This window comes from Paraburkholderia bengalensis (assembly GCF_037126505.1).
GTDB classification, from domain to species: domain Bacteria; phylum Pseudomonadota; class Gammaproteobacteria; order Burkholderiales; family Burkholderiaceae; genus Paraburkholderia; species Paraburkholderia bengalensis.
The window spans coordinates 1-16,313 of record NZ_JACFYJ010000141.1; the positions used below are offsets into that span (position 1 = coordinate 1).

General features: G+C 66.5%; 16 protein-coding genes and 1 pseudogene. 8 read left to right on the top strand and 9 right to left on the bottom strand.

Annotated features, from left to right (window positions below; translation table 11 throughout):
• The 3 genes and pseudogenes from H3V53_RS39660 to H3V53_RS39670 form a co-directional block, all read left to right on the top strand.
• A pseudogene (locus tag H3V53_RS39660) lies at nt 1-281 on the top strand (formimidoylglutamate deiminase); the annotation flags it as partial.
• Nucleotides 282-324: 43 nt separating this feature from the next.
• The gene (gene hutG, locus H3V53_RS39665) at nt 325-1,137 is read left to right on the top strand and encodes an N-formylglutamate deformylase (protein ID WP_336602482.1); all 813 of its coding nucleotides are present in this window, start codon (nt 325-327) and stop codon (nt 1,135-1,137) included.
• Between the two features lie 353 nt (nt 1,138-1,490).
• Nucleotides 1,491-2,153 (top strand): hypothetical protein, encoded by a 663-nt coding sequence (locus tag H3V53_RS39670; RefSeq protein ID WP_336602483.1) that lies wholly within the window; start codon nt 1,491-1,493, stop codon nt 2,151-2,153.
• Nucleotides 2,154-2,187: 34 nt separating this feature from the next.
• Here the strand turns inward: H3V53_RS39670 and fnr are convergent, their stop codons facing one another.
• The 4 genes from fnr to H3V53_RS39690 form a co-directional block, all read right to left on the bottom strand.
• Nucleotides 2,188-2,964, bottom strand: a complete 777-nt coding sequence (gene fnr / locus H3V53_RS39675) for a fumarate/nitrate reduction transcriptional regulator Fnr (RefSeq protein WP_336602484.1) — start codon at nt 2,962-2,964, stop codon at nt 2,188-2,190.
• Nucleotides 2,965-3,180: 216 nt separating this feature from the next.
• Nucleotides 3,181-3,828 carry a response regulator gene (locus tag H3V53_RS39680; RefSeq protein WP_054926774.1) on the bottom strand — a complete coding sequence of 216 codons (648 nt, stop codon included), beginning with the start codon at nt 3,826-3,828 and terminating at the stop codon, nt 3,181-3,183.
• Entirely contained in the window at nt 3,825-5,174 is a 1,350-nt protein-coding gene (locus tag H3V53_RS39685; protein WP_336602485.1) for a PAS domain-containing sensor histidine kinase, read from the bottom strand. Before H3V53_RS39685 ends, H3V53_RS39680 begins: the two co-directional genes overlap by 4 nt.
• A gap of 42 nt (nt 5,175-5,216) precedes the next feature.
• Nucleotides 5,217-5,699: a hypothetical protein gene (locus H3V53_RS39690; protein ID WP_336602486.1), complete on the bottom strand. Its 483-nt coding sequence runs from the start codon at nt 5,697-5,699 to the stop codon at nt 5,217-5,219.
• A gap of 237 nt (nt 5,700-5,936) precedes the next feature.
• Between H3V53_RS39690 and H3V53_RS39695 the strand changes: the two genes are divergently transcribed.
• Nucleotides 5,937-6,860, top strand: a complete 924-nt coding sequence (locus tag H3V53_RS39695; RefSeq protein ID WP_336602487.1) for a LysR family transcriptional regulator — start codon at nt 5,937-5,939, stop codon at nt 6,858-6,860.
• A gap of 335 nt (nt 6,861-7,195) precedes the next feature.
• Here H3V53_RS39695 and flhC read toward each other — a convergent pair whose 3' ends face one another.
• The 4 genes from flhC to H3V53_RS39715 all read right to left on the bottom strand — a co-directional run bounded on the left by flhC (nt 7,196) and on the right by H3V53_RS39715 (nt 9,628).
• Nucleotides 7,196-7,720, bottom strand: coding sequence for a flagellar transcriptional regulator FlhC (gene flhC / locus H3V53_RS39700; protein WP_336602488.1), 525 nt, complete (start codon nt 7,718-7,720; stop codon nt 7,196-7,198).
• Nucleotides 7,721-7,779: 59 nt separating this feature from the next.
• Nucleotides 7,780-7,920, bottom strand: coding sequence for a hypothetical protein (locus H3V53_RS39705; protein ID WP_336602489.1), 141 nt, complete (start codon nt 7,918-7,920; stop codon nt 7,780-7,782).
• 214 nt (nt 7,921-8,134) lie between these two features.
• Nucleotides 8,135-8,287, bottom strand: a complete 153-nt coding sequence (locus tag H3V53_RS39710; protein WP_336602490.1) for a hypothetical protein — start codon at nt 8,285-8,287, stop codon at nt 8,135-8,137.
• Nucleotides 8,288-8,773: 486 nt separating this feature from the next.
• Nucleotides 8,774-9,628 (bottom strand): LysR family transcriptional regulator, encoded by an 855-nt coding sequence (locus H3V53_RS39715; protein ID WP_054926768.1) that lies wholly within the window; start codon nt 9,626-9,628, stop codon nt 8,774-8,776.
• A gap of 149 nt (nt 9,629-9,777) precedes the next feature.
• Here H3V53_RS39715 and H3V53_RS39720 point away from each other — a divergent pair, with 149 nt between their 5' ends.
• On the top strand, nt 9,778-10,998 hold the full coding sequence (locus H3V53_RS39720) for an aspartate aminotransferase type Ic (RefSeq protein ID WP_336602495.1): 1,221 nt from the start codon (nt 9,778-9,780) through the stop codon (nt 10,996-10,998).
• A gap of 177 nt (nt 10,999-11,175) precedes the next feature.
• Nucleotides 11,176-12,564: an MFS transporter gene (locus tag H3V53_RS39725; RefSeq protein ID WP_336602491.1), complete on the top strand. Its 1,389-nt coding sequence runs from the start codon at nt 11,176-11,178 to the stop codon at nt 12,562-12,564.
• Nucleotides 12,565-12,608: 44 nt separating this feature from the next.
• Here the strand turns inward: H3V53_RS39725 and H3V53_RS39730 are convergent, their stop codons facing one another.
• Complete coding sequence (locus H3V53_RS39730) at nt 12,609-13,157, bottom strand: hypothetical protein (protein ID WP_336602492.1); 549 nt, start codon at nt 13,155-13,157, stop codon at nt 12,609-12,611.
• 107 nt (nt 13,158-13,264) lie between these two features.
• On the opposite strand from H3V53_RS39730, the gene H3V53_RS39735 reads away from it, so the two are divergent.
• Both H3V53_RS39735 and H3V53_RS39740 read left to right on the top strand, forming a co-directional pair.
• On the top strand, nt 13,265-14,206 hold the full coding sequence (locus H3V53_RS39735) for a helix-turn-helix transcriptional regulator (protein WP_336602493.1): 942 nt from the start codon (nt 13,265-13,267) through the stop codon (nt 14,204-14,206).
• The gene (locus H3V53_RS39740; protein WP_336602494.1) at nt 14,203-16,095 is read left to right on the top strand and encodes a DUF3857 and transglutaminase domain-containing protein; all 1,893 of its coding nucleotides are present in this window, start codon (nt 14,203-14,205) and stop codon (nt 16,093-16,095) included. Before H3V53_RS39735 ends, H3V53_RS39740 begins: the two co-directional genes overlap by 4 nt.
• Nucleotides 16,096-16,313 lie beyond the last annotated feature (218 nt).

The following is a 16,313-nucleotide window of genomic DNA, read 5'->3' on the forward strand; positions in this document are numbered from 1 at the left end:
CGGCGTCGCTGGGGGGCGGCGCGCTGGCGACGGGCCGCGCCGTCGGCGCATTGCGCCAAGGCGCCCGCGCCGATTTCATCGTGCTCGATGCGGACCACACGAGCATCGCGGAACACGCGAGCGAGGCGTGGCTGTCGGGCATCGTGTTCTGCGAACACGGCAACACGCCCATCCGCGACGTGTATGCAGGCGGCGCGAAAGTCGTCGACAATGGCAGGCATCGCGATGAAGACACTGCCTATGCGCAATACCGCGCGGCGCTCGCGGAACTGCTGAAGTGACGCAGGCCGCGCGCATCGATCCACTTTGAGAAGCCCTGACGCCATGACTGCCACCGACACCTTGCCCGTCTTCTCGCTGCATCGGGGAAGCCTGCCGCTTCTGATCTCGATCCCGCATCTGGGCATGCGCATTCCCGCTGACATCGCCGCGCAGATGACGCCCGTCGCCGCGCGCACCGACGATTGCGACTGGCATCTCGACCGCCTGTATGCATTCGCGAAGCGCATGGGCGCGTCGATTCTCGCGCCCACTTATGCGCGCTACGTGATCGATCTGAACCGCCCGCCCGACGGCGCCAATCTCTATCCGGGGCAGGACACGACGGGCCTGTTGCCTGTCGATACCTTCGACAAGGAGCCGCTGTATCGCGACGGCCATCTGCCCGACGACGCGGAAGTCGCGCGTCGCCGCGACGCTTACTGGAAGCCGTATCACGAAGCGCTGCAGGGCGAGCTTGCCGCACTGAAGGCACAGCACGGCAAAGTGCTGCTGTGGGAAGCCCATTCGATCCGCTCGCATGTGCCGCGCTTTTTCGATGGACGCCTGCCCGACTTCAACTTCGGCACGTCGAACGGGGAGAGCGCCGTAGAAGGGCTCGCCGAGGCGCTCGCGCAGATTGCCGGCGCGTACGGCGGCTATAGCGCGGTTGCCAACGGCCGCTTCAAGGGCGGCTACATCACGCGCCACTATGGTCAGCCCGCGCAGAACGTGCATGCCGTGCAGCTGGAGCTGTCGCAGATCACGTACATGCAGGAGCAGATGCCGTACGCGTACGACGAAGCGCTCGCCGCAAAAATCGAGCCGCTGCTCGAAACGCTCGTCAGGACAGCGCTCGAACGCGTCGCGGCGGCCTGACCATAACTGCCGCGCGGGCGCGAGTGCTCGCGCGCGGCTTGCCTCGCAGGCGTCGGCTCCGGCGCCTTCTTCATCGCTGCATCGTCTGTCACATCGTGATATCGCGCTGGCGCGTGTGTGCCGGCGCGCGCCGTGCGGAACGCAACGTGCGTGCCACGGTCAATCTTGCATGCAACCCACATGTGGCGCGACGCGTAGCCGCTGTTGCGTGTGCCGCGAACGGAAGGTGAATCCGGTTGCGCGGCGCATGGCGATGCGACTATCGTTGTCGGACGCGGCGCACGGCCGGGCTCCGCCGGCTTCGGCCGTCCGGCAGACAGGCGCCCGCAAGACTGATCAAGGAAGACCCAGCGATGGAATATTCCGACGAATCCCTGCTTCCCATCTGGCGAGCCAATCTGGCGCTGCTCACGCGGGAGGTCGGCGCGGCGACTCGTCTTGCACGGATGATGACGTTCTCCGCGTCGTATCTGAAGCTGATGCTCGCCGGACAGCGCGATTTCAGCGAGGAATTCGTGCGCGGCGTCGAAGCGGTGACGGGGCTGCCCGGCGGCTGGATGGACGCGCCGCACGAGGCGCCCGACGTGCCCGACAACGCGCGCGAAGCCATCGACAATGAAACGCCGCTGGCGCGTTTTCGCGGCACGGCGCACCCGGTGCGCAAGCGCACGGTGCTGCGTCCGCCGGAGCCGATCTTCGGCCAGCAGCCGGCGCGGCGTCCCGAAGACGAACTGCATGAAGCGGAACAGCACAGACGTCAGGCCTATTTTCGCAAGGTGCGCGATCTCGCCGTGCAGGAAGTGCGGCGCTTCGAGCGCACGCTGACGCATCCGCCCGTCGAGTTCGCGTCGGTGCGCGCCAAGGTCGAAGACGTACTGTCGGCCGCCGAGCTCGACGATCCCATCCACGCCGATCTCGCGGGCCGCCTCGAACAGATCGACAAGCATAGGAACATGCTGCTGCGTCACACCGAGCGGCTGCACGCATTGCTCGTGCAGCTGGGCGAAGACGGATGACGGACAGGCGTAGCGGACGGTAGCGCATCGCGTGTCACAGCCGTGCGAGCGCTTCCGTGTCAAGCAGGCGGATCTGCTTGCCGCGCGCGTGCACGAGCCGGTCCTGCTGCAGCTTCGAGAACATGCGGCTCGCCGTTTCGAGCGTGATGCCGAGATAGCTGCCGATCTCGCTGCGCGTCATGCGCATCACGAACTCCGTGGCCGAGTAGCCGCGCGTGCCGTAGCGCTCGGCGAGATTGAGCAGGAATGCGGCCACGCGCTGCTCGGCGCGCATCGTGCCAAGCAGCATGATCATGTTCGATTCGCGCGCAATTTCCCGGCTCATCACCTTGTGCAAATGCTGCTGCATCGGCTTGATCGCGCGGCATGCGTCTTCGAGCGGCTCGAACGGAATCACGCAGACGGTGCTGCGTTCGAGCGCCGTCGCGCCCGTCAGATGGCGTCCGTGCACGATGCCGTCGAGTCCCAGCATTTCGCCCGAAATCTGGAAGCCCGTCACCTGCTCGCGCCCCTCGCGATGCATCACCACGGTCTTGAACGAGCCGCTGCGCAGCACATAGACGCTGTGAAACGGATCATTCGCGCGAAACAGGCTCGCACCGCGCTGCACGCTGCGCACTTCGGCGACGAGCGAATCGACCTGTTCGAGCTCCTCGGCATTGAGATCGGCGGGATTGCATAGCGCCTGAAGCGCGCATAGCGAACAGCGCGACGCATCGCGCGGTGCGACGCCGGCATGGAATCTGCGCGCGATGTCCGATGTCTGCGAGAACGCAGAAGATGACGTCGTGGGCGCGTCGGCAACAAACATGTGGCCTCCTTGCAGGTTGCGCGCGTGCGGGCCAGACGCACGCGCGGCGAGGGTGGATTGTCCGGCTGTCGCGGTACTGCATGCATCGGCACGGACGCGCTGTTGTCTGAAGTATCGAGTGCCCCGTCTCAAAAGAGAATCAGCGGCGAATGAAACTGCCGTCAGCACATGGGGAGCGCGCGTCGGGCGGCACTCACATCAATGCGCATGCGAGCCTCATGATTCGTCGTTGTCCTCGAACAGCTTGTGGCGGATCGCATACCGAACGAGCGCGGCGCCGTGCGGCAGCTGCATCTTCTCGAGGATGCGGGCCTTGTAGGTGCTGATGGTCTTGGTGCTCACGCACAGATGCTCGGCGATCTCGCCGATCGTCTCGCCTGCGGTGATGCGCCTGAACACGTCGAACTCGCGGTCGCTCAGCCGCTGATGGGGCAGCGTCTCGAGCGGCTCGTGCAGATTGCGCGCGAAGCGCTCGGCGATCGCAAGACTCATGTAGACGCCGCCGCCCGCGATCTTCGTCAGCGCGCTCACGAGTTCCGTGCCCGCGCTTTCCTTCGTCAGATAACCGGACGCGCCTGCCTTGAACGCGCGCACGGCGTACTGGTGCTCGCCGTGCATCGTCAGCACGAGTATGTGGATGCCGGGGTGCATGATCTTGATCTGGCGGATCATCTCGACGCCGTTGCGACCCGGCATCGACAGGTCGAGGATCAGGATATGCGCGTCGGTCGTGCGTACGAGCGCGATCGTGCTGGCGGCGTCGGCCGCTTCGCCGACCACCTTGAAATCGGCCGACTCTCTGAGGATATGGCGTAGGCCCTCGCGTATCAGCGCGTGGTCGTCGGCGAGAAGAATGCGAATCATGGATGCGTCTCTTGGGGTTGCAATGCGTTCACGGGGAACGTGATGGAAATGCGAAAGCCTTTGCCCGGATCGCCCGTCGACACGATGCCGCCGAGCATGTGCGCGCGCTCGCGTATGCCGAGCAGGCCGAAGTGCTGGCGCGCGTGGGCGCCCCCTTCGGATGGCGCGTGGGGCGCGCCGCGTCCGTCGTCGGCGATGACGAGCGTGCATGCGTCGTCCGCGACGCGCAGCGCGAGCGTGACGACGTGCGCATCGGCGTGCCGCGCGACGTTGGTGAGCGCTTCCTGGACGATGCGGAACAGGGCCGTCGACGTGTCGTGCGAAAACACGGCCGCGCCCACGTCGACGTGCCGCTTGACGGCGATGGCGTAGCGTTGCGAGAAGTCGTCGGCGAGCCAGTCGATGGCGGCCAGCAGACCGAGATCGTCGAGCATCGCCGGGCGCTGGTTCGCGGCGATGCGTCGCACCGACGCGACCGTATCGTCGATCAGCCGCGCCATGACGGCGATGCGCTCGTTCACCTCGGCGCGGTCGAACGCGTCGCGCGTCATCGCGCGCTGGATCAGCGACAGATCCATTTTCAGCGCGGTCAGCGATTGCCCGAGGTCGTCGTGCAACTCGCGTGCGATGTGCGCTTTTTCTTCTTCGCGCACGTGCTGCAGGTTGGCCGACAGCTCGCGCAGGTCTTCGCGGGATTGGCGCAGCGCTTCTTCCGCGTGCACGCGTTCGGTGACGTCGCGCAGCATGACCGTATAGAGCTTTTCGCCGTCGTTCTCGCTGTGCGAGATCGACGCCTCGATGGGAAATTCGCGGCCATCGGCGCGCAGCGCATAAAGCACGCGCTGGCTGCCCATGCGCCGGTCCGATGCGCCCGTCGAACCGAATCGATTGACATGCTGCGCGTGCGCCGCGCGAAAACGCTCGGGGATGAAGCGCGAGAGCGGCGTGCCGAGCGCCTGTGCCGCATCGCAACCGAACAGTGTTTCCGCCATCGGATTCATCAGCACGATGCGCTGCGCTGCGTCCGTCGTGATGATCGCCTCGCGCGACGAACGGATGATCGCGTTCAGGCGTGCTTCGTCGAAACGGCGGCGTGCGGCGGCGCTGCGTCTCGCGTGAAGCGAGACGAAGGCCATGCGTGTCGCGCCGCGCATCGATCCGGCGATGCAGGCGGCAAGACACGCGAACACGGCCGACAGCGCGATCAGCAAGGTGAACGGCAAAGCGATGTGCGCGGTGAATGCTTGCGCGAGCACGCCCGCCAGGAACGCGGCGAGCGCGATCATGGCGATCAGCGCGTGACGCAAAGGCGAGTGGGACGCACAGGCGAGGGGATGCGCGTTCATGGTCATGTTTCGGTCACAGTTGCGGTGCATTTCCAAATGGCCTTATCCCCCTCGAAACGGAGGGGGCTGCTTCGTTTTTCGCGACCTAGACTCGTTCAAAAGAGCCTGAGCGTGCTTCTCGCGCGCACCGTATTGGCCGTTGTTGGTCCCGCTTGCGGCAATCGCGTATCGCAGCGAATGCGCTGCCACGTGAGGGGTGCAGCAACCGAGGATGTGGCGCGTCCACGGGTGCGCGTAGTCGACGCGCCATCCATCGGAGAACAGCGCCGTCAGGACGGCAGCGTCGAGGGGCGGACGGGCGCGCGCGAGTTTCGCGGCGATGGCGACGCAAGCGCGCGAGAGCCGCACGCCATCGAGCCGGCCGCAGCGAAAGCGCTGCGCTTCGAGCCAGATGCGTGCCGACTCGACCTTTTGTTCGGCGCCGAGCCAGATGCCCTTGCGCGAACGGGCGGCGAGCCGCGCCAGGACGAGAAACGCCAGCATTCGGGCGCGCGCTTCACCGTCGAGTTCAACGTGCCTGTTCATCGGACCCCTCCGCTGGCAGCGTGGATTGCGCCGCGCGCGACCTCCTCGCGCGCGGCATGAGACGTTTGCGAAAGATTGCCGTTGTAGAGTCGTCCCGCACGTGAGGTGGATCGTTTGCCGCATCGCGAGCCAAGTGAATCTACGACCTTTCGTAAAAAATCATAGGTCTCATAGGATCGCTAAGAAATCGGCAGAACTGAAAACAAGACTTTCATTTTTGAGATAGGGTTCTTTCTGATGGATCTCAATGCGACACGTATGTTCGTCACCGCCGTGCAATCGGGGAGTCTGTCCGCGGCCGCATTGCGCCTCAACGTTCCGCTTCCCACTCTGAGCCGGCGTATCCGGCGGCTCGAACGCGATCTGCGTGTGCAGTTGATCGAGCGCGGCACGCGCGGCGTGACGCTGACGCGCGCCGGCATGCAGTTCTACGAGACCACCGGCTTCGGCATCGACGCGCTGCTCAAGGCGGAAGACGTGCTCCGCTCGGGGCAGGCGCAGTACGCGGGCGTGCTGCGGGTCTCGCTGCCGCCTTCGTTCGAGCCGTGGTGGGACATGCTCGGCGCTTTTCAGGAGCGCTATCCGCACATCAAGGTCTGCGCGATGACCAGCGAGCGCAACGTCGATCTGCGCCACGAAGGCATCGACGTCGCGCTGCAGCTCGGGCGCATCATCGACGACCGCATGGTCGCGCGGCGTCTGGTGAGTTACCGTCATGTGCTGGTGGCGAGTCCGTCGCTTGCCGAGCGTCTCAATGTCCGTTCACCCGACGAGTTGCCGACGTGTCCGTGCGCGGTCTGGTCGAGCCATCCCGCCGACGAGAGCAGCTGGCGCATCGGCGACAAGGTGCTGCGCGACGGCGTGCGCTTCGTCACGAACGACTACCTGCACTTGCGCATTCGCGCGCTGCGCGGCGAAGTGGTGACGGAACTGCCGCCGTTTCTCGCTGCGGAGCCGATCCGCAACGGCACGCTGCGCGTGCTTTTCCCCGAGCTTGCCATGCCGTTGCAGTACATCAGTCTCGTGTATCCGTCGCATCGCCATCCGTCGAGCCTCGTGCGGGCCTACCTCGACTATTGCGAGGAGCACGTCGCGTCGTTCGCCACGCTGGCGAGTCAGGGCGCGCCAGCGTCGACGGCCAGCCGGCCACCGCGTGCCTGACACCGCGCCGTGACGGGGCAGGCGCACAGCATCGCGTATCGCGCGACCCGGCAGAGCGGCCGGCTCGTCGCAGCCCGTCTTGCGATCCCGGCGACGCAGACCATGCCGCGTGCCCGCGTTGTGGCTTCGCCGACATTTCGACGCACGAGCCGTCGCGAGGCGACGGCGTATGACAGGGCGACTTCACGGATGTCGTGCAGTGCTTTGTTGCAGTCCAACAATCGAATTTCTCCAGTTATCCGATGCGAGCCGATGCGGCGCGAGAAGCGGCACGAGAAGCGGCGCGTGTTCTGACCCGTTCGCGCGACGGCGACGTGCCGATATCAGACGCGGTATCAGACGCGATGTCCGGCGGATGTCGCGGCGCGTGCCGTTTTGCCCGTCCGCGCGGGCGGCCGGCACAGGCCGCAGACATAGTTGCGATCGAACGCGTGCGCGCGTGCGACGAAGCGTCCGTGGCACTGCGCGCACGTCACGCGGTGCAGCACGCCGTGTTCGACGAAGTTCACCAGCATCCACGCGCGCGTAAAGCTCAGCACGGGGGCGGCGTGATCGGAAAGATGCTCCAGATACAGCCGATACGCGGTCATCGTCGCGGTGATACGGCTCACGCCAGATTGTTGCGCCGCGAATTCATACAGTGCGTAATACAGCGACGCGTGAATGTTCGGCAGCCACGTCACGTACCAATCCGTCGAAGCCGGCAGCCTGCCTTTGGGTGGCGACTCGCCATGTGATTCCTTGTAGAGGCGGATCAACCGCTCGCGCGGCAGCGTCGTTTCCGCCCGGGTGACCTGCAGACGCGCACCCAGCCTGAACAGTTCGACGGCGAGCCGCGTCTCGTGCGTGTCGTCGATCATGGACCGGCCCGTAGCGGCTGTCGTGCCGCCGCACGCTGGCAGCCGGGACGGCGCGTTGTTCACCGCGGCTTCTCTGGCTGCTGTGCGAGCTGCATTGCGGCGTGCATCGGCTCATCGTCGCGCCGCGCGAGGCCCCGTGCCGGCATCGGATACGCGAAATGGACGTCACGTACGGCCGACAAAACTTCGTGGGTGTCCATGCTTTCCTCTCAGTCGATGCACGGTCCGGATCGACCCGTCGATACGCTGTGGCGTCGTCGATTCACAGACGGAAGTATTGCGCCTGGAGTCTCAAGATCATATTGGCGATCGGTTGAATTACGTGTAAGTCGCGGGTCGGGCATGTAGGGGCGGGCCGACAGCGCCGTGCGGATCACGGAGCAGGCCGTGCGTCGGCGCGCGGCCCGGCAGCGCTTACGCGTGAGGGTTGGTGCCGACGGGCGTTCGGCGGGCGGCGCGTGGGACGGTTGCGAGATTCGTCACGATGTCGTCGAGCGTCGCGGGCTTGCGGATGTGGGCCGCCAGGCGCGCGAGGCGCAGGGAAGCGCGCGCGGCGTCGTCCAGCACGCGAATCCGAACACGAGAAGCGCGGGGTGCGTCTCGCGCAGCACGTCGCATAACGGGGCGCCGTTTGGGTGCGACGACCTGCACCACGCTCGCGCGTTCGACGATACACGTGGCACGGGGCGTCGCCGATAGCCGCGCTTAGAGGCGCAACGGCCGCCCTTACGCGTGTGGCGCGTACGCGAGCGCCAGTGCTTCAAAATCGTCGATGGGCGAGAAGCGCTCGCGTGCCGGTTGCATGTACGTTGGGTGACGAAAAAAGTAGCGATCCTGATCAATCGAACGATATGTTGCCCCGAAAAAAAGCGGCTCCGCAGCCGGGGAACCGCGGAGCCGGAACAGACGAGGCGTGCTTTCGAGTGTGGCGCGCCGGGCCGATCGGCAATGAGCTAGCCGATGTCGGGATTGTCGATACTGCGTTCCCGAAAGGCATTGATAATTGTCAGCAGGGCGAAGCGCGCTGGCATTCATCGCCTGCGCCGCGCAACGTCAATTACGCAACTCGCTCAGGATCTGTTCGGCGAGATAGTCGCAGGGCGGCCGGTTCGAACGCGCGCTGCGGGCGAGCACGATTTCGAGTTCGGGCAGCTTCGGCAGCCCGTGCTGCCGACCGAGCGTGACGAAGCGCTCTGGCACGGCGCAGCGCGCGAGCGGCGCGACCGCAAGGCCCGCATCGACCATGCTGAAAAGTCCCATCAGACTCGGGCTCTCATACGACGTGCGATAGCCGATCTTCGCGCGTTCGAGCGCATGAATCGCGTTGGTGCGCGCCACGCTGCCTGTGCCGAACACGGCGATGGGCAGCGGCCGTTCCTTCCAGATTTCACGCCCCGGCGTCGACGTACCGGCCCATACCATCGGCTCGAACCGGATGAACTCGCCCGACAGCCCCTTGACGCGCGTCACGCAGGCGAGATCGACCTTGTTGTCCTTCAGGAGCGGCGCGAGCGCATTGCTCGGCAAACCGACCACCTGAATCTCGACCTTGGGATACATCGCCGAGAAATTGCGCAGCACGGAAGGCAGCAGCGACGAGGCATAGTCGTCTGGCACGCCGATCGCGACGCGGCCCTTCACCTCGGGATGCACGATCGACGCCCATGCTTCGTCGCGCAGCGCGAGCAGGCGGCGCGCGTAGCCGAGCAGGGCCTGGCCGTCCTGCGTGAGCGTTACACTGCGCGCGCCGCGCACGAACAGCGGCTTGCCGAGCGCGGCTTCGAGCGAGCGGATCTGCATGCTCAGCGCCGATTGCGAGCGATGCACGAGGGCTGCGCCGCGCACGAAGCTGCCCGTGTCGGCAATGGCGACGAACATAGCGAGCACGTCGAGATCGAGGGTTTTCATCCGCTTGCGTCCTGTTGTGTGGCTATCAGAATTGCTGATCGAAAAGATCAATATAACGCGTTTGTCTGAAGCCGGGCGCGGCGGCATACTGGCTTTACCATCGGTTCTCTTCGCGCTTGCGCATGACCACTATGACGACCGTCACCACCATGACCACGCCCGCCACCTACGACGAATTCAGGCAGCTTGCGATGCGGCTCGACATGTCGCGCGGCAAGCCTTCGCCCGAGCAGTTGGACCTGTCGCGCGCGCTGCTCGACGAAGCGGGGACGGCGGGCTTCATGTCGCGCGACGGCATCGACTGCCGCAACTACGGGCACGTGCTCGGCTTGCCCGAGGCGCGCGAGTTCGGCGCGCAGCTGCTCGAGCTCGACGCGGGCCAGGTCGCGGCGATGGGCAATTCAAGTCTCGAGTTGATGCACGACGCGCTCGCGTTCGCGATGCTGCACGGCATGCCCGGCGAGGCGCCGTGGAGCCGGCAGGGCGAGGTCGCGTTCCTGTGCCCCGTGCCCGGCTACGACCGCCACTTCGCGATCTGCGAAGCGCTCGGCATCCGCATGATCCCCGTGCCGATGACGCAAGACGGTCCCGACATGGACGCCGTCGAAGCGCTCGTGAAGCGCGATGCGTCGATCAAAGGCATCTGGTGCATGCCGCTTTACAGCAATCCCAGCGGCGCGATCTGGTCGGACGCGACAGTCGAACGGATGGCCGCGATGCCCGCTGCCGCGAGCGACTTCCGGCTCTTCTGGGACGACGCCTATCGTTTCCATCACCTGACTGACACGCCGCGCGCGACGCCGGACATCGTCGCGTTGTGCGAGCGCGCCGGGCATGCGAATCGCGCGCTGGTGTTCGCGTCGCTGTCGAAGGTCACGCTGGCGGGCGGCGGTGTGGCGTTTCTCGCATCGTCACCGCGCAATATCGACTGGTGGCAAAAGCATATGAGCGTGCGCACGATCGGTCCGGACAAGCTGAACCAGTTGCGGCACGTGCGCTATCTGCGCGACCGCGCAGGGTTGGAGCGCCTGATGGAGAAACATCGCGCGTTGTTGCGGCCGAAGTTCGACGCCGTGATCGAGGCGTTCGAGACGCTGCTCGGCGAGGTGCCCGGCGTGTCGTGGAATCGCCCGGAAGGCGGCTATTTCATCAGCCTGTACGCGCCGGGCGGCTATGCGAAGCGCACGGTCGCGCTCGCCGCCGAAGCCGGGCTCGTGCTGACGCCCGCGGGCGCGGCGTATCCGTACGGACGCGATGAGGACGACCGCCATTTGCGCATCGCGCCGTCGTTCCCGTCGCTCGACGAGGTGAAGCTTGCGGCGCGCGGTATCGCGCTGTCGTTGCGCCGGGCGCTCGAAGAGGCGCGCTGAGAACGCCCGAACGCCGACGCAATGGGCGCAAGCGGGTGGTGATCGGACATTGCCGGGCGCAAACGGACGCAATTGAACGTCACCGACGTAACCGCACGTAGCCGCACGTAACCGCACGTAATAGCGGGCACGCGGCGGAACTCGCCATTGGTGGCCGTTTTGCGGTAAAAGCACTGGATGACCGACCGCGCCCGCATCATTCCGCTGATCGTTGCCTGTCCGCTGTTCCTGCAGAACCTCGATACGTCCATCATGGCGACCGCGCTGCCTTCCATCGCGCGCTCGCTCGACGTGCAGGCGCTGCATCTGAATCTCGCGATCACCTCCTATCTGCTGAGTCTCGCCGTGTTCCTGCCCGCGAGCGGCTGGCTCGCGGACCGCTTCGGCGCGCGCCGCGTATTCTGCTCGGCGATCGGCCTGTTCTCGCTGGCGTCGGCGCTGTGCGGGCTCGCCACGTCGCTGCCGCAGCTAGTCGTGTTTCGCGTGCTGCAGGGCATGGGCGGCGCGATGATGGTGCCCGTCGGCCGGCTGATCCTGCTGCGCAGCGTGCCGCCCGCGCGGATGGTCGCGGCGATGGTGTGGTTCACCGTGCCGGGCGCCTTCGGGCGCCTCGCCGGACCGCTGCTCGGCGGTCTCGTGGTGACGTTCGCGTCGTGGCGCTGGATCTTCCTGCTGAACGTGCCGTTCGGCGCGATCGGCGTGCTGTGCGCGCTGGCCTTCATCGACGACTCGCACGAGCGCATCGACGAGCGTTTCGATCTGCCCGGTTTCGTGCTGCTGTCGACGGGCCTGGTGGGGCTGGTCGGCGGGCTGGATACGGCAGGGCGCGGGCTCGTGCCGCAATGGGTGACGTTTGCGTTCACGGGCGCGGGCGCGCTGTCGATGCTGCTGTACTGGCTCTACAGCCGCCGTCACGCCGACGCGATCATCGATCCGCTGCTGTTGCGCTACAAGGCGTACCGGACGGCCGTGCTCGGCGGGATGCCGCTGCGCATCGGCATCGGCGCATCGCCGTTTCTGATGCCGTTGATGCTGCAACTGGGTTTCGGGCTGTCGCCGCTGACCTCGGGGTCGCTCAGCGTCGCGACGGCGGTGGGCTCGCTCGCGGTGCGCGGCGTCATGACCACGGCCATCCGGCGCATCGGCTTTCGCACGCTGCTGATCGTCGCGACCTGCATGACCGGCTGCTTCTACGCGTGCTATGGGCTCTTTCGGCCCAGCACGCCGCATCTGCTGATCTTCTGCGTGCTGCTGGTGGGCGGCCTGTTCAATTCGCTCGCGATGGTGACGCTCAACACGCTCGGCTACTCCGACATGCCCAAGCCGAAGATGAGCCGCGCGACGGCGCTCTCCGGCATGGCGCAGCAGTTGTCGGTGAGTCTGGGCGTCGCATTCGGCGCGTCGCTGCTCGCGCTGACAGCGCATCTGCACGGCGGCAGCGCCGCGCATCTCACGGCGCGCGATTTTTCGCCGGCGTTTTTCGTGGTCGGCGCGGCCGTGCTGTGCTCGCTGTTCTTCTTCGTGAAGCTATCGAAGGACGAGGGCGCGGCGTTGCGGCAACACTGACGCGCCGCTGCGTTGGGCCGTCTTGTTCCGCTTCGCTTCGTTCGCTAAGAACGCCTGCGCCGCGCGACGAACTCGCCTTCGAGATTCCACGTCACGCCGTCGGCCGCGAGCGCGACGCCCGTCCAGCGGAACGAGTCGGCTGTGATTTCGGTGAAGTTCCAGCGGATCGGCGTGCCGTTCGCATGCATGCCGATCTGCACGATGTCGCGGCCGATTTTCCGGCCGATCAGTTCGTCGCGCTGTCCGTTCGCCGGGTTCAGATACGTCACGCGCCAGGCTTCGATCGAGGCATCCCATACGCGCAGCGTGGTGCCGTACATGTCGAGGCCGCGTTCGCGCGGCGTCGTGCGGTCCGCGCGCCGCGGCATGATCCAGACGTCCTGCACCGCGCGTCCTTCGAGCACCCGGCCGAAGTGGATTTCGCCCGTCAGATGCTGCTCGCGCACGTCGCCGCGATAGTGCAGCACATCCATGTCCCAACTGCCGATCAGCCAGCCGTAGAGATCGTCGGCTGCGTCGATGCCGGCGGCCCGGCCGGGCGCGCCGAGTGCTGCGTGAAATCCGCGGGCGAGATCATGGTCCAATGCATTCATTGCAGGCGGCTCCCGGTTCGAAAGCGGTTGAAAGGACGGCGGGCGCATCGCGTCGCGCCTGCCGCCGTTGTGTTAAAACGAGCATACGGACCCGACGAGGTGACATCTTGGGAAAAATTGCCGTCGATCTCGAAGCCGCGCTGGCACGCCGCGACATGCTCGGCGCGCGCGGCGGCACGCAGATGCGCGCGCTCGCGACAGGCGACGGCTGGGGGGCGATGGACGTGCTGTGCACCTTCGGTCCGCGCGACCGGCCTTTCGAAGAGCGGCACTCGGGCGTGTGCATCGCGATGGTGGTGGCGGGCGCGTTCGGCTACCGGTCGTCGCAGGGGCGCGAGTTGCTCACGCCCGGTTCGCTGCTGCTCGGCAACACGGGCGAGTGCTTCGAATGCGGACACCGTCATGCGCCCGGCGACCGCTGCGTGTCGTTTCACTATCATCCGGCGTACTTCGAGCAACTGGCGGCCGATGCCGGCTACCCACGCGCGAGCGTCGCGTTCAGGCACGCCAGCATGCCGCCGTTGCGCGCGTTTTCGCCGCTGATTGCGCGCGCCTGCGCGGGGGCCGCGAATGACGCGTCGCGCGTCGCGTGGGACGAACTGGCCGTCGATCTCGCCGAAGCGACGCTGCGCACGGCGCAAGCCGACGCGAAGCGTCGTGCCGTCGAGGCGAGCGCATCTGCGTGGTCGCGCGTCGCGCAGATTGCGCGGCTGATCGACGAAACGCCCGACGCGGCGCATACGCTCGCCAGTCTCGCGCAGCAGTGCGGCCTCTCGGACTTCTACTTCCTGCGCACCTTTGAGCGCGTGACGGGCGTTACGCCGCATCAGTACCTGCTGCGCGCTCGGCTGCGTCATGCGGCGCTGCGCGTGGCGGACGACCCGGAGGCGAAGATCGTCGATATCGCGCTCGATTGCGGCTTCAACGATGTGTCCAATTTCAATCATGCGTTTCGCGCCGACTTCGGCATGAGTCCGCGCGCGTGGCGCCTGCGGCGCGGCGCGAGCGCGCACGCCGCCGATGGCCGCGACGAGGTACGCAAGGCATGAGCCGGCGTGCGCAGCGCCTGCGCGCGGCGGCCATGCTGCCGCTGATCGTCTGCGCTTGCGGCGGCGGGGCCGCACACGCGCAGGAGCGCGTCGCCACCGACGACGTCGCGCCGTCGACGATCGAGCGCGACGTGCATCTCTTTGTCGTGCAGAAGGACGGCTCGGTGGAGGAGCACGACGACACCGTGCTGCGCGCGAACACGGCAAGCGGCGTGGACGATATTGCGCAGCGCTACGTGTGGTTCAACAAGGACATCGAGCAGGTGCAACTGCTTGCGGCCGAGACGATCGATCGCGACGGCGTCGCGCATCCCGTCGGGCCCGACGGCATTCGCGACGTGCAGGAGCCGCGCTCGGCGGGCGCGCCGACCTTCCAGGACGGCGTGCTGCGCACGGTGATCTTTCCGGGCGTGGAGCCGGGCTCGCGTGTGCATCTCGCGTTTCGCAAGACGCGTTCGGTGCCGTTGCAGGCAGGCACGTTCGCGTATTTCGTCGAGCCGACGCGCGGCCCCGTCGACATGCAGCAGCTGATCTTCGACCTGCCCGCCGATGTGCCGCTTTACGCCGACGCGCGCGGCTACGTCGCGCAGCCGCCCGTCACGGAGAACGGCCGCACCCGCTATACGTTCGAGTACCGGCACGGGCCGTATGCGCCCATCGAATCGGGCGCCGTCGGCTATGTGACATGGGGCGACCGGCTGATGGTGTCGACGACGCGCGATTTCGCGTCGTTTGCCGAGCGCTACCGCGCACCGGCGCTGGACCCGACCTGGCGTGATCCCGCCATCGCGCAGCTGGCGCAGGCGCTCACCGCGCATACCGACGACCCGCGCGCGAAGGCGCAGATTCTCTACGACTGGGTACGTCTGAACATCCGCTATGTCGCGCTCTTTCTCGGCGAGACGGCGGCCGTGCCGCACAAGGCGAGCGACATCCTGCGCAACCGCTATGGCGACTGCAAGGACCACGTCGCGCTGTACGGCGCGCTGCTTGCCGCCGTTGGCATCGACAGCCAGGCCGTGTTGCTGAACCTTGGTCCCATCTACACGTTGCCCGATGTGCCCGGCTATGGCGCGAGCGCGATCAATCACGCGATCACGTGGATTGCGTCGCTGCAGCTATACGCGGACACGACGGCGGGCGGCATCGGCTTTGGCTATCTGCCGCCGGGCGCGATGGACCGGCCGGTACTGCTCGTCGACGATGGCGTGCTTGCGCGCACGCCCGCGACGCAGGAGCGCGGCCGCAGCGCGCGGCTTGCGATCGACATCGACGCGACGGGGACGGCGGCCTTCACGTATCGCGTCGAGGACGTGGGCGTGACGTCGGAACTCGAGCGCAACGTGTTTCGCCGCGCGACGCGCCAGCGCTGGCAGCAGATCGCCGCCGACCGTTTGCGGCAGACGGGGCTGCATGGCATCGCGCGGATGCAGCCCGGCGAACTGTCACCGACCGTGGGCCCGTTCGCGACGACGATGCAGGGCACGCTCGAGCATTTCAGCTGGCCCGACGGCACGACGGCGCTGCCGGCGCTGACGAGTCTGTCGGGCGGCATTGCGACGCAGGTGCAGGCATGGCTCGCGGAACCGGAGCGCACGCAGCCGTGGGTATGTATCGGCGGCGATTTCGACGAGACCGCGCAGATCGCGCTGCCCGCGACGGCGCGCATCACCGATTTGCCCGCCGATACCGTGGTGCGCGACGGCTTTTTCGATTACGAAGCGCACTACGTGTTCGATCCTGCGACACGCGTCGTGCAGATCACGCGGCGGTTGCGCGCGCGGTTTGGGCATCAGGTGTGCAGCGCTGAGGAGTTCGCGCGGGCGCGGGGTTCGTTGGTGAGGATCGAGCGCGATGCGTTGTCGCAGATCGTGGTGAGGGCACGGTAAGGTTGTTTTTGCGCCTGGGCGGCGCGGGCGTTTTTGTTGTGTGCTTGCCGTTTGCGTGGGCATCCGCGATGGCGGTGTTTGCTGCGCAGGCTTTTCTGATGTGTGTTCACCCTCTGCGCGGGCATCCGCGATGGCGGTGTTTGCTGCGCAGGCTTTTCTGATGTGTGTTCGCCCTCTGCGCTGGCATCCGCGATGGTGTCTTTGCTGCGCAGGCTTTT

Bases quoted from the DNA above. Each gene is read 5' to 3' on its own strand.
- hutG (WP_336602482.1), top strand. From the start codon at position 325: ATGACTGCCACCGACACCTTGCCCGTCTTCTCGCTGCATCGGGGAAGC.
- H3V53_RS39670 (WP_336602483.1), top strand. From the start codon at position 1,491: ATGGAATATTCCGACGAATCCCTGCTTCCCATCTGGCGAGCCAATCTG.
- fnr (WP_336602484.1), bottom strand. From the start codon at position 2,964: ATGTTTGTTGCCGACGCGCCCACGACGTCATCTTCTGCGTTCTCGCAG.
- H3V53_RS39680 (WP_054926774.1), bottom strand. From the start codon at position 3,828: ATGATTCGCATTCTTCTCGCCGACGACCACGCGCTGATACGCGAGGGC.
- H3V53_RS39685 (WP_336602485.1), bottom strand. From the start codon at position 5,174: ATGAACGCGCATCCCCTCGCCTGTGCGTCCCACTCGCCTTTGCGTCAC.
- H3V53_RS39690 (WP_336602486.1), bottom strand. From the start codon at position 5,699: ATGAACAGGCACGTTGAACTCGACGGTGAAGCGCGCGCCCGAATGCTG.
- H3V53_RS39695 (WP_336602487.1), top strand. From the start codon at position 5,937: ATGGATCTCAATGCGACACGTATGTTCGTCACCGCCGTGCAATCGGGG.
- flhC (WP_336602488.1), bottom strand. From the start codon at position 7,720: ATGATCGACGACACGCACGAGACGCGGCTCGCCGTCGAACTGTTCAGG.
- H3V53_RS39705 (WP_336602489.1), bottom strand. From the start codon at position 7,920: ATGGACACCCACGAAGTTTTGTCGGCCGTACGTGACGTCCATTTCGCG.
- H3V53_RS39715 (WP_054926768.1), bottom strand. From the start codon at position 9,628: ATGAAAACCCTCGATCTCGACGTGCTCGCTATGTTCGTCGCCATTGCC.
- H3V53_RS39720 (WP_336602495.1), top strand. From the start codon at position 9,778: ATGACCACGCCCGCCACCTACGACGAATTCAGGCAGCTTGCGATGCGG.
- H3V53_RS39725 (WP_336602491.1), top strand. From the start codon at position 11,176: ATGACCGACCGCGCCCGCATCATTCCGCTGATCGTTGCCTGTCCGCTG.
- H3V53_RS39730 (WP_336602492.1), bottom strand. From the start codon at position 13,157: ATGAATGCATTGGACCATGATCTCGCCCGCGGATTTCACGCAGCACTC.
- H3V53_RS39740 (WP_336602494.1), top strand. From the start codon at position 14,203: ATGAGCCGGCGTGCGCAGCGCCTGCGCGCGGCGGCCATGCTGCCGCTG.